General features: G+C 67.6%; 15 protein-coding genes. 4 read left to right on the top strand and 11 right to left on the bottom strand.

Annotation, left to right across the window (positions count from 1 at the left end):
* Nucleotides 1-122: 122 nt before the first annotated feature.
* Together HUU94_RS09810 and HUU94_RS09805 are read right to left on the bottom strand one after the other, a co-directional pair.
* Entirely contained in the window at nucleotides 123-554 is a 432-nt protein-coding gene (locus tag HUU94_RS09810; RefSeq protein WP_174274904.1) for a YcgN family cysteine cluster protein, read from the bottom strand.
* Nucleotides 551-1,138 (bottom strand): SCO family protein, encoded by a 588-nt coding sequence (locus HUU94_RS09805; RefSeq protein ID WP_174274903.1) that lies wholly within the window; start codon nucleotides 1,136-1,138, stop codon nucleotides 551-553. Before HUU94_RS09805 ends, HUU94_RS09810 begins: the two co-directional genes overlap by 4 nt.
* Nucleotides 1,139-1,208: 70 nt before the next feature.
* Here HUU94_RS09805 and HUU94_RS09800 point away from each other — a divergent pair, with 70 nt between their 5' ends.
* Entirely contained in the window at nucleotides 1,209-1,814 is a 606-nt protein-coding gene (locus HUU94_RS09800) for an ankyrin repeat domain-containing protein (RefSeq protein ID WP_174274902.1), read from the top strand.
* Nucleotides 1,815-1,856: 42 nt separating this feature from the next.
* On the opposite strand, the gene HUU94_RS09795 is transcribed toward HUU94_RS09800, so the two are convergent.
* From HUU94_RS09795 to HUU94_RS09755, 9 genes are all read right to left on the bottom strand, one after another.
* On the bottom strand, nucleotides 1,857-2,339 hold the full coding sequence (locus tag HUU94_RS09795; protein ID WP_174274901.1) for an MmcB family DNA repair protein: 483 nt from the start codon (nucleotides 2,337-2,339) through the stop codon (nucleotides 1,857-1,859).
* A 145-nt stretch (nucleotides 2,340-2,484) separates the two neighbouring features.
* Nucleotides 2,485-2,811, bottom strand: coding sequence for a DUF1491 family protein (locus tag HUU94_RS09790; protein ID WP_174274900.1), 327 nt, complete (start codon nucleotides 2,809-2,811; stop codon nucleotides 2,485-2,487).
* Nucleotide 2,812: 1 nt separating this feature from the next.
* Nucleotides 2,813-3,280 carry a PTS sugar transporter subunit IIA gene (locus HUU94_RS09785; RefSeq protein WP_174274899.1) on the bottom strand — a complete coding sequence of 156 codons (468 nt, stop codon included), beginning with the start codon at nucleotides 3,278-3,280 and terminating at the stop codon, nucleotides 2,813-2,815.
* Between the two features lie 36 nt (nucleotides 3,281-3,316).
* Nucleotides 3,317-3,895 carry a ribosome hibernation-promoting factor, HPF/YfiA family gene (hpf, locus tag HUU94_RS09780; RefSeq protein WP_174274898.1) on the bottom strand — a complete coding sequence of 193 codons (579 nt, stop codon included), beginning with the start codon at nucleotides 3,893-3,895 and terminating at the stop codon, nucleotides 3,317-3,319.
* Nucleotides 3,896-3,958: 63 nt separating this feature from the next.
* Nucleotides 3,959-4,657: a DNA polymerase III subunit epsilon gene (dnaQ, locus tag HUU94_RS09775; protein ID WP_174274897.1), complete on the bottom strand. Its 699-nt coding sequence runs from the start codon at nucleotides 4,655-4,657 to the stop codon at nucleotides 3,959-3,961.
* Between the two features lie 7 nt (nucleotides 4,658-4,664).
* The gene (gene coaE, locus HUU94_RS09770) at nucleotides 4,665-5,255 is read right to left on the bottom strand and encodes a dephospho-CoA kinase (protein WP_174274896.1); all 591 of its coding nucleotides are present in this window, start codon (nucleotides 5,253-5,255) and stop codon (nucleotides 4,665-4,667) included.
* Complete coding sequence (aroE, locus tag HUU94_RS09765) at nucleotides 5,252-6,109, bottom strand: shikimate dehydrogenase (protein ID WP_174274895.1); 858 nt, start codon at nucleotides 6,107-6,109, stop codon at nucleotides 5,252-5,254. Before aroE ends, coaE begins: the two co-directional genes overlap by 4 nt.
* Nucleotides 6,110-6,229: 120 nt before the next feature.
* A complete protein-coding gene (locus tag HUU94_RS09760; protein WP_174274905.1) occupies nucleotides 6,230-6,817 on the bottom strand; it encodes a Maf family protein in 588 nt (195 codons plus the stop codon).
* A 2-nt stretch (nucleotides 6,818-6,819) separates the two neighbouring features.
* Entirely contained in the window at nucleotides 6,820-7,638 is an 819-nt protein-coding gene (locus HUU94_RS09755; protein ID WP_174274894.1) for a pyruvate, water dikinase regulatory protein, read from the bottom strand.
* Between the two features lie 299 nt (nucleotides 7,639-7,937).
* On the opposite strand from HUU94_RS09755, the gene hemE reads away from it, so the two are divergent.
* The 3 genes from hemE to rho form a co-directional block, all read left to right on the top strand.
* Entirely contained in the window at nucleotides 7,938-8,990 is a 1,053-nt protein-coding gene (gene hemE, locus HUU94_RS09750) for a uroporphyrinogen decarboxylase (RefSeq protein WP_174274893.1), read from the top strand.
* Entirely contained in the window at nucleotides 8,987-9,445 is a 459-nt protein-coding gene (locus HUU94_RS09745) for a CopD family protein (RefSeq protein ID WP_174274892.1), read from the top strand. The genes hemE and HUU94_RS09745 overlap by 4 nt, the downstream gene beginning before the upstream one ends.
* Before the next feature lie 170 nt (nucleotides 9,446-9,615).
* Nucleotides 9,616-10,625 (top strand): transcription termination factor Rho (rho, locus tag HUU94_RS09740; protein WP_174274891.1); only part of this gene is annotated, 1,010 nt, incomplete at its 3' end.

The raw sequence follows: 10,625 nt of genomic DNA, 5'->3' as shown, positions 1-10,625 counted from the left end.
GCGCCGGCAGCGTCAGCCGCACCGCGCCGTCGCGCGGATCGACCGCGATGCGCATCGCCTTGGCGCGGGGCGAACGGCGGACCTGGAGCACCGCCGATCGGCCGCCGCCCGCGAAACGGGGCTCAGAGGATGCGGTCGACAAGATGATATTCGAGCTCGCCCGCCTCATCCTCGCTCACCGTCCAGCCGCGCGTCGAAATGCCCGCCGCATGAACGCTTTCGGGATCGCCGCTGACTAGGGGGTGCCATTCGGGCAGAGGCTCGCCCGCCGCGACGAGGCGATAGGCGCAGGTGGTGGGCAGCCAATCGAGCGTATCGAGCTTGGCGGGGGTCAGGCGCACGCAATCGGGAACGAAGCGCCTGCGGTTGCGATAATCCTTGCAGCGCGCGGTATGGCGATCGAGGAGGCGGCAAGCGACGTTGGTGGGAAAGACCTCGCCGGTCTCCTCGTCCTCCAGCTTGTGGAGGCAGCATTTGCCGCAGCCGTCGCAGAGCGACTCCCACTCGGGCCGGGTCAGCGCCGACAGCGGCCGTTCTTCCCAGAAGCGGCTCATCGCACCCACTTCGCCAGCGTATCGGCGACCTGCGCGGCATCGGCATCGACGGGCACCAGCGCGATCGGCCCGCCATCGGGGCCGAACAGGATCGCGGCGGTGCCGTGCTGCATCAGATAGCCGCTCGCCCCCGGCGCGGGTGCCTGCTTCTGGTAGGGCGAGGCATAGGATTTCGCCACGGCGGCGATCTGCGCCTCGCTGCCGGTCAGCCCGATCAGGCGCGGGCTGAAGGCGCGGACGAAGCTCTTGAGCACCGGCGGGGTATCGCGCGCGGGATCGACCGAGATGAAGATCGGCTGCACCCGGGCGGCACGCGCGGGATCGCTCTTGGCGAACGCGTTCAGCCCCTTGGCGAGCACCTGCATGTCGGTCGGGCAAACATCGGGGCAGAAGGTGTAGCCGAAATAGATCACCGGATAGCGCCCGGCGAGCGACGCGCTGGAGAAAGCGCGGCCGTCCTGGTCGGTCAGCGCGAACGGCCCGCCGATCTTCGCGCCGGCAAGCGGGGGGGCCTCGGTCGCGGCGGACCGGCAGCCCGCCAGCGCGAGCAGGGGGGCTGCCGCGAGCAGGACGAGCTTGTTCATGGCGCGCTTAAACATGCTTTGCTATCGCGGAGCCTCAAGACCGGCCACAGCGGCCCGACGGGAGTTTCATATGGGGCGGATCGGCCGTTTTGTCATGCTGGCGGTCGCGACGGGGTTGACCGTTCCCGCAGCCGCGCAATTTTCGGATTCCTTCTCCTTCCTCCAGGCGGTGAAGGATCGCGACGGCGACAAGGTGATGCCGCTGGTCAACAAGCCCGGCGCGCCGGTGATCAACACGCGCGATTCCAATACCGGCGAGACCGCGCTGCACATCGTCACCAAGGCGCACGACATGACGTGGCTCGGCTTCCTGCTGCAAAAAGGCGCGCAGCCCAATATGAAGGACCGGCAGGGCAATACGCCGCTGATGGTGGCCGCGCAGACCGGCGATGCCGATGCGGCACGCCTGCTGATCGACGTCGGCGCGACGGTCGACGCGATCAACAACAGCGGCGAGACCCCGCTGATCCGCGCGACGCTGAACCGCGACATCAACATGGTGCGTCTGCTCACGCTGGCGGGCGCCGACCCCAAGATCCGCGATACGATCCAGGGCAAGAGCGCGCAGGATTATGCGCGGGAGGACCGCCGATCGACGGCGATCGCCAAGACGCTAGACGAGATCAAGCCCAGGGGACCGAGCGCGACCGTGGCGGGGCCGGCGCGGCCGCATTGAAGCGCGCTGTCCATCGTCCTTCGCGAAGATGACGCAGGTCGGTCAATCCAGACCGGCCAATCCCGGATCTAGCCCTCCCAGCAGGCGCTGCGCGGCGCGGCGGGCAAAGCGGAGGGTTTCGGTCTTGCGGCGCGCGGGCGCCAGCGGGCGGAGCGCCGGTTCGCGGAGGAGCGCCGCATCGTAGCGATCCGCGACGATCAGGCCCGCGACCTCGGGCAGGAAATGCGCCTCTTCGAACGGCTCCAGCCCGAAGCCCGCTGGCACCGCCCAGAAGAAACGGTCGCAATAATCGAGATAGTCGCGCCACTTGGCGTCACCGCGCAGATCGGCGCGGCTGACCTTGATCTCGACGATCGTGACGCAGCCTTTGGCATCGAGCGCCATAAGATCGGCGCGGCGGCCGTTGCCCAGCGGCACCTCGCACAAGGCGATCAGGTCCTGGCGAAACAGCAGGCGCGCCACGCCGCGCGCGACATCGGCGGCGATGAGCGGCTGATCCGCGAAGCAGTCGGGCAGGCTGGCCATGGCCGGAGTATAGAACGGGACGGGAACGAGGAAAAGGCTGCGGGTGATTGATCTCCCGGAATTTCAGAGTCTGTCCGGTCGATGTTGAACTCTCGTCACCCCGGCCTTGAGCCGGGGTGACGCTTTATCTCGAACAGGATGGCTTCTAGCCGAGCAGGTCCAGCGCGATGGAGCGCGCTTTCGGGTGGTCGAGCTCGACGATCCAGAGGTCGGGATCATTGTTGCGGCGGCGATCGAGATAGGCGGGGCGCTCGGCGGGATCGGCGGGGCCGCCGTCGTTCCAGCCATAGCCGCCTTGCCCCAGTGTGCGTTCGAGCAACGCGGTGGGTTCGCCGCGATCGGCCAGCAACAGCAGCATCGCGCCCGCCGTGGCATCGCCCCGGGCAAGCACCATCGCATGGCCGCCCTCGGCCTCGATCCGCCTGATCAACGCGGAGACGAGCAGGCCGCTGGCGGCGCGCGCCTCCGTCACGTCACGCGGCGTCGCGCGCGTCGGCCGAGGTGAAGAGCGCGTAGAGCGCGTCGGGCGACCCCGCGCCGCGCAGCTTGGCGAGGAACAGGCGATCGCGCAGCCGCCGGCTGACGCGCGACAGCGCCTTGAGATGCTCGACACCCGCGTCGGGCGGCGACAGCAGCAGGAAGACGAGATCGACGGGCATATCGTCGATCGCGTGGAAATCGATCGGCGAGGCAAGCCGCGCAAAGACGCCGACGACGTGCGCCAGACCTTCGATCTTGCCGTGCGGGATGGCGATGCCGCCGCCGAAGCCCGTCGATCCCAGCCGCTCGCGCTCGGTCAGCCGCTCGACGATCAGCTTGGGATCGAGCCCCGACGATCGCCCGGCGACCGCCGCGAGCTGCTGGAACAAGGCCTTCTTGTTCGGCACCGCCAGCGCGGCGAGCACCGTGCCCGGCATCACAATGTCAGAGAAATCGTCCATCACCACCCAAACGAGATGCCGGGAAATTCGTGCCCGTCAGACGGCGCGCTGCGGCTCGACCCAGCCGATCGTGCCGTCGCCGCGCCGATACACCATATTGAACGCCCCCGTGCCCAGATTCTTAAACAGCAGGGCATTGGTGTTGCGCAGATCGAGCATCATTACCGCATCGGAAACGCTGGCCTCGGGCACGTCGACGCGGGTTTCGGCGATGATCGGCGGATTGTCCGCGGCGGCGGCATCCTCGCCGTCGGCGGCGAAGACCGTGTAGCCGGCATCGTCGGCGATCTCGCCGGGCGCCGGGCCTTGCGCGTTGGCATGCTTGTTCTTGAGGCGGCGCATGTAGCGGCTGAGCTGCGTTTCGACGCGATCGGCGGCCTGATCGAAGGCGGGATGCGCCTCGCCGCCCTGCCCCGATCCCTTGAGAATCACGCCCTGCATGACGTGCGCGACGATATCGCAGGTGAAGGCCCCGTGCGGTCCATGCCCGAAGGTGACGTGCGCGGAGATGCTGCGGGAGAAATATTTGTCGGCGATCCCTTGCAGGCGATCCTCGACATGGACGCGCAGCGCCTCGCCCGTATCGACCTGGTGGCCCGAGACGCGGATATCCATATTTGCTCTCCTTGGTCGTGCCGCCGGCGAAGCGAGCGCCTCAAGCGCAAGCGCCGGGGAAGGTCAAGCCGCGAGCGGCCTTTCGGCCCAGAGCGGCGCTGCCAGCGTCGCTATAAACGCCGCATGCCGCGCGAGTTCCTCGGCGCTCGGCGCGTGCGGGCGGGGCGTGCGGATCGGGCGGGGAGCGGTTGGGACGTGCGCCTCCGATGCGAACAGCGCATCCTCGACCGCGGCGAGCGACAGGCCGATCTGGCGGCCGCCGCTCAATTCGACATAGACCTGGCTGAGCAATTGCGCGTCGAGCAAGGCGCCATGCTTGATCCGCTGGCTGCGATCGACGCCATAGCGCGTGCACAGCGCATCGAGGCTGTGCTTGGCGCCGGGATGCCGCGTGCGCGCCATCGCCAGCGTATCGATCATCCGGCTGAGGCAGACGGGATCGTGCCCGCAGGCGGCGAGTTCCCAATTGAGGAAGGCGAAATCGAAATGCGCGTTGTGCGCGATCAGCGGACTGTCCCCGACGAAATCGAGGAAATCGCGCGCGACCTCGTGGAAACGCGGCTTGTCCGAGAGGAAGATCAGCGAGAGGCCGTGGACCGCCTCCGCCTCGCTGGGCATCGAGCGATCGGGGTTGATGTAGCGGTGGAACTCGCGCCCGGTCTCGACCTTGTTGACCAGCTCGACGCAGCCGATTTCGACCAGGCGGTGGCCGTCGTTGGGATTGAGGCCGGTGGTTTCGGTATCGAAGGCGATCTCGCGCATCGCCGGACTATCGCCTCGCGCGGGCCGACAGGCAAGCCGCGATCGCACGCACCGCGGCGCGCGTCCGGCCGATCGTGCCGCCGGTCGGGACGACGAAATCGGCCCCCCGGCGCTTGATCGCATCGGCCACCTGGATGCGGCGGATGCGCGCATATTTGGCGGGGGTCATGCCGGGGCGGGCGAGGACGCGGCGGCGCTGCTGCCACGCGGCGGCGGAGACGACGATGACGGCGTCGAGGCCGCGCTCGCCATGCTTTTCGAACAGCAGGGGAATATCGAGGACGATCAGCGGGCGCGATCGGTGGCGGCGCAGGAAAACCCGGCGCCGGCGCGCGACGGCGGGGTGGACGAGCCGCTCGAGCCGGGCGAGTGCTGCGGCATCGCCGAACACCGCCTGGCCGAGCGCCGCGCGATCGACACCGCCGGCGTTGGTGGTGCCGGGGTGCAGCGCCTCGATCGCCGCGACGAGCAGGCCGCCCGGCCCCTGCAGGCGACGCACCTCCGCATCGGCATCGAACACCGGCACGCCGAGCTTGCGCAGCATAGCCGCGACGGTCGACTTGCCCATCCCGATCGATCCGGTGAGGCCGACGATCATTGGGTGAGCAGCGCGCGCAACGCGGCGTCGCTTTCGGGATCGGCGGGCGCCGGCCGGCCGAAGAACAAAGCGAACGCGCGCCGCGCCTGCCCGATCAGCATCGCGAGGCCGTCGATCGTCGGATGCCCGCGCCGCCGTGCTTCGGCGAGCAGGCCCGTCTCCAGCGGCGCATAGACCGCATCATAGACGATCGCGCCCGGCGGGACATGGCCGAAATCGAGCGCGAGCGGCGGCTGGCCGGTCATCCCGAGCGAGGTCGCGTTGACGACCAGATCGAGCCGGCCTTCGGTATCGCCCCAGTCGAAATCGAGCGGTTCGGCGAAGCGGGCGAGCGGCGCGGCATGGACGTGGCCGGCCGCGAATTCGGCGGCCAGCGCCTCGGCCTTGGCGAGGTCGCGGGCGATCAGAATCAGCGTGAAGCCTTCATCCCATAGTGCGTGGGCGATCGCGCGCGCCGCGCCGCCGGCGCCGAAGATTCGCGCGGTGCGCAGCAAATGGCGCTCGGCGAGCCGGGGACGGAGGGGTTCGAGGAAACCGGGCGCGTCGCTGTTGTAGCCGGTAAGGCCGTCGGCACCGGGGACTATCGTATTCACCGCGCCGATCTTTTGCGCGAGCGGGTCGATCGCATCGAGCAAAGGCATCACCCCCAGCTTGTGCGGGATCGTGACGTTGCACCCCCGCCAGTCCGGATCGGCGCGGCGCTCGGCGAGGAAGGTGCCTAGCCGATCGGCAAGGACATGCGTCTTGCGGTAATCCCCCTCCAGGCCAAGCCGCTCCAGCCAGAAGCGATGGATCAGTGGCGATTTGGAATGCGCGATCGGATCGCCGATCACTTCGGCGAAGGGTTCAGCCATTCGCCGCACCCTTTCCTATTCCGTCATGCCGGGCTTGTTCCGGCATCCACCCAGCCACACGTTTCAGCGCTTGGGGTGAAGTGGACCCCGGAACAGGTCCGGGGTGACGAAAGCGGCGAGTCACGACGTCATCACCCCGCGATCGCGTAGCCAACCCAGCAAGGGCAGCAAGGGCACGCCCATGATCGTGAACTGGCTGCCCTCGATCCTGGCGAACAATTGCGCGCCCGGCCCCTCGATCCGGTAGCCGCCGACGCAGCCGCCGATCGCAGGCCATTCGGCATCGAGATAGGTTTCGAGGAAGGCATCGGAGAAGCCGCGCATCGTCAGCCTCGCGACATCGACGTGTCGCCAGATCGGCACCCCGCCCTGCGCCGCAACGATCGCGCTCGACAGGCGATGCGTGGTGCCGCGCAGTCCGCGCAACTGATCGGCGGCCTCCGCGCGGCTTCCGGCCTTGTCGAGCAGGCGGCCATCGGCGGTCTCGACGGTCGAATCGCAGCCCAGCACGATCGCCTCGGGATGGCGCAGAGAGAGCTTGACCGCCTTGAGTTCGGCCAGAGCATCGGCGAGCGCGCGGCCGTCGAGATCGCTCAGCGCCGCCTTCGCCGCTTCCTCGTCGACGCCCGGCGAGTCCGCGCGGAACTCGACCCCCGCCGCCGCCAGCAAAGCGCGGCGCGACACCGATCCCGAAGCAAGGATCAGCACGGTCACGCGCCCGCCTCGGGCCGCCGTTCACCGAAGAGATTGATGATCGCCGCCGCCGTCTCCTCGATCGAGCGGCGGGTGACGTCGATCACCGGCCAGCCGCGATCTGCGAACATCCGCCGCGCGAAGGCGAGCTCGGCCGCGACCGCCTCCTGATCGACATAAGCGGTCTCGGCGGTCTGGTGGAGCGAGAGCAGGCGATTGCGGCGGATCTGGATCAGGCGATCGGGGCTGGTAGTGAGGCCGACGACCAAAGGCGCCTCGAGCTCGAACAGGATCGGCGGCGGCGGGCTTTCGACGACCAGCGGAATGTTGGCGACCTTATAGCCGCGATTGGCGAGGTAGATCGACGTCGGCGTCTTCGAGCAGCGCGAGACGCCCGCGAGGACGATATCGGCCTCTTCCCAATCCTCCGGCGCGATGCCGTCGTCATGCGAGATCGTATATTGGATCGCATCGACGCGCGCGAAATAGGCGGCATCCAGGACGTGCTGCCGGCCCGGCCGCGCCTTGGCCTCCTGCCCGAGCAGGCGCTGCAACGCATCGGTGACGGGATCGAGCGCCGCGACGTGGGGCAGCCCCGCGACGCGGCAGCGATGCTCCAGCGTGCGCCGGACGCCCGAATTGACGAGCGTGTAGATGATCAGGCCGGGGCGTTGCAGAATCTCGCTGAGCACGCGATCGAGATGACCCTCGGAGCGGACCATCGGCCAGAAATGCTTGATCGTCTCGACGCCGTCGAACTGCGCTATGCCCGCCTTGGCGATCGCCTCCAGCGTCTCGCCGGTCGAATCCGACAGCAGATGGAGGTGGAGCCGCATCGCGGCCGCTCAAAATCCGCTGTGGACAAGCATGGGAGCAGCGCTAGCGGAAAGGCGTGCATCCCGACAAGGGATCGCAACCGTCCCCGCCTTGAGAAAAGCATGCCAGTCATCGTCCACAGGGGATCAACAATTGCACCGAGGCTGTGGATAATGGGGGAAGTGGCGGGGACTCGCGGGAACTCGGGGCTTTGCCGGGAGTCAAGCTGTTGGCAAAATCGCGCGGGGCGAATAAACCCCGCTCGGCGGCCGCCTACTATGATCTACAGAATCCTATAAACTTATAAGGTAAGAATAGGATGCACGCCTTTTCGAAGGTTTCCGCGCAGGCCGACGACCAGCGCGCCCTGCTGGCGGTGCTGCGCGGCGAGCGGCGCGATCCGCCGCCGGTCTGGCTGATGCGCCAGGCGGGGCGCTATCTGCCCGAATATCGCGCGCTGCGGGAAGAGAAGGGCGGCTTCCTCGCGCTCTGCTACGATCCCGAGGCGGCGGCCGAGATCACGCTGCAGCCGATCCGCCGGTTCGGCTTCGACGGTGCGATCCTGTTTTCGGATATCCTGATCGTACCGCACGCGCTGGGGCAGGATCTGTGGTTCGAGGCGGGCGAGGGGCCGCGGCTGGCGCCGCCGATGACCGACGGGCTGCTCGACGGTCTGGTGGCCGATCACAGCCGCCTGGAGACGATCGCCGAGACGGTGCGCCGCGTGGTGGCGCAGCTTCCTGCTGAAACGACGATGATCGGCTTCGCGGGATCGCCCTGGACGGTCGCGACCTACATGGTCGCGGGGCAGGGATCGAAGGATCAGGGCGCGGCGCGACGGCTGGCCTATGGCGATCCGCACGCCTTCGCGCGGCTGATCGCGGCGATCACCGCGACGACGATCGATTATCTCTGCCTCCAGATCGATGCCGGCGTGATGGCGGTGCAATTGTTCGATAGCTGGGCCGGCAGCCTCGCGCCCGATCAATTCCGCCGCTGGGTGATCGAGCCCAATCGCGCGATCGTCGAGGCGCTGCACACCAGGCGCCCCGGCGTGCCGATGATCGGCTTTCCCAAGGGAATCGGCGAGAAGCTACCCGAATATGCCCGCGACACGGGGTTCGATGCGATCGGGATCGACGAGACGATCGATCCCGTCTGGGCCGATCAGGCGCTGCCGCCCGCGCTGCCGGTGCAGGGCAATCTCGATCCGCTGGCGCTGGTCGCGGGTGGGGACGCGCTCGATCGGGCGGTCGCGGCGGTTCGTGCCGCGTTCGCGAACCGCCCGCATATCTTCAACCTCGGCCACGGCATCCTCCAGGATACGCCGATAGTGCATGTCGAACGCTTGCTGGCTATGCTGCGCCAATGACGGCGTTCAGCTTGGGATCGGTGCTCGAAATGACCTATTTGTGGATCAAGGCGGGCCATGTGATCTTCGTGATCTTCTGGATCGCGGCGCTGTTCATCCTGCCGCGCTACTACGTCTATCACCAGGAATGCGCGCCGGGATCGGCCGAGGAGAAGCGCTGGATCGATCGCGAGCGCAAGCTGCGCGCGATCATCATGACGCCCTCGATGATCCTCGTCTGGATCTTCGGGATCACGCTGGCGACGATCGGCCATTGGTGGGCGGCGGGATGGCTGGGCACCAAGCTGCTGATCGTGCTGGGGCTTTCGGGCTATCATGGTTATATGATCGGCTACGGCAAGAAACTGGCGCGCGGCGAGCGGCCGTTGAGCGGTACGGCGCTCCGGCTGATGAACGAGGTGCCGGGGATCGCCACCGCGCTGATCGTCGTGCTGGTGATCGTCAAGCCGTTCTAGCCCGGACGCAACGCCGCGCGCATCTCGCCGCTTGACGCTCGGCCACGCGCCGCTTACCGCTTGGCGCGCATCAAGGCACCGCGTCCTGCGGCCGGCCTTTCGAGCTTCCTTCCCAGAACCGCCCGCTTCCCGCTGTGCCGTTCCTTCCCCCAAGCATCCCCGGACGCCTTATGCATCTCAAAGACCTCAAGAAGAAAACCCCGGCCGAACTGGTCGCCATGGCGGAGGAGCGCGGCGTCGAGAGCGCCTCCACGCTGCGCAAGCAGGACCTGCTGTTCGCCATCCTCAAGGCCGAGGCCGAGGAGGGCGAGCAGATATTGGGGCTTGGCACGATCGAAGTGCTGACCGACGGTTTCGGCTTTCTGCGCAGCCCCGAAGCCAATTATCTCGCCGGCCCCGACGACATCTACGTCAGCCCGAACCAGGTGCGGAAGTTCGGCCTGCGCACCGGCGACACCGTGGAAGGCGAGATCCGCGAGCCCAAGGATGGCGAGCGCTATTTCGCGCTGACTAAGCTCACCGCGGTCAATTTCGACGATCCCGGCGCGGTGCGCCATCGCGTCAATTTCGACAATCTGACGCCGCTGTATCCCGAGCAGAAACTGACGCTCGATCCCGCCGACCCGACCGTCAAGGACAAGTCGGCGCGCGTGATCGATCTCGTCTCACCGCAGGGCAAGGGCCAGCGCACGCTGATCGTCGCCCCGCCGCGGGTCGGCAAGACGGTCATGTTGCAGAACATGGCCAAGGCGATCACCGACAATCATCCCGAGGTGTTCCTGATCGTGCTGCTGATCGACGAGCGGCCCGAGGAAGTCACCGACATGCAGCGTTCGGTGAAGGGCGAGGTCGTGTCCTCGACCTTCGACGAGCCCGCGACGCGCCACGTCGCGGTCGCCGAGATGGTGATCGAGAAGGCCAAGCGCCTCGTCGAGCACAAGAAGGATGTCGTCATCCTGCTCGATTCGATCACCCGCCTCGGCCGCGCCTACAACACCGTGGTGCCGTCATCGGGCAAGGTGCTGACCGGCGGCGTCGACGCCAACGCGCTCCAGCGCCCCAAGCGCTTCTTCGGCGCCGCGCGCAACATCGAGGAGGGCGGATCGCTCTCGATCATCGCCACCGCGCTGATCGACACCGGCAGCCGCATGGACGAGGTGATCTTCGAGGAATTCAAGGG

It is taken from the genome of Sphingomonas bacterium (genome assembly GCF_903644055.1).
GTDB lineage: Bacteria > Pseudomonadota > Alphaproteobacteria > Sphingomonadales > Sphingomonadaceae > Sphingomonas_I.
Note: the sequence above shows the minus strand (reverse complement) of the source record. Positions and strands in the feature narration are given on the sequence as shown.

Bases quoted from the DNA above. Each gene is read 5' to 3' on its own strand.
- HUU94_RS09745 (WP_174274892.1), top strand. From the start codon at position 8,987: ATGACGGCGTTCAGCTTGGGATCGGTGCTCGAAATGACCTATTTGTGG.
- hemE (WP_174274893.1), top strand. From the start codon at position 7,938: ATGCACGCCTTTTCGAAGGTTTCCGCGCAGGCCGACGACCAGCGCGCC.
- coaE (WP_174274896.1), bottom strand. From the start codon at position 5,255: ATGATCGTCGGCCTCACCGGATCGATCGGGATGGGCAAGTCGACCGTC.
- HUU94_RS09795 (WP_174274901.1), bottom strand. From the start codon at position 2,339: ATGGCCAGCCTGCCCGACTGCTTCGCGGATCAGCCGCTCATCGCCGCC.
- HUU94_RS09810 (WP_174274904.1), bottom strand. From the start codon at position 554: ATGAGCCGCTTCTGGGAAGAACGGCCGCTGTCGGCGCTGACCCGGCCC.
- HUU94_RS09755 (WP_174274894.1), bottom strand. From the start codon at position 7,638: ATGCGGCTCCACCTCCATCTGCTGTCGGATTCGACCGGCGAGACGCTG.
- HUU94_RS09805 (WP_174274903.1), bottom strand. From the start codon at position 1,138: ATGAACAAGCTCGTCCTGCTCGCGGCAGCCCCCCTGCTCGCGCTGGCG.
- HUU94_RS09800 (WP_174274902.1), top strand. From the start codon at position 1,209: ATGGGGCGGATCGGCCGTTTTGTCATGCTGGCGGTCGCGACGGGGTTG.
- hpf (WP_174274898.1), bottom strand. From the start codon at position 3,895: ATGGATATCCGCGTCTCGGGCCACCAGGTCGATACGGGCGAGGCGCTG.
- aroE (WP_174274895.1), bottom strand. From the start codon at position 6,109: ATGGCTGAACCCTTCGCCGAAGTGATCGGCGATCCGATCGCGCATTCC.
- HUU94_RS09785 (WP_174274899.1), bottom strand. From the start codon at position 3,280: ATGGACGATTTCTCTGACATTGTGATGCCGGGCACGGTGCTCGCCGCG.
- dnaQ (WP_174274897.1), bottom strand. From the start codon at position 4,657: ATGCGCGAGATCGCCTTCGATACCGAAACCACCGGCCTCAATCCCAAC.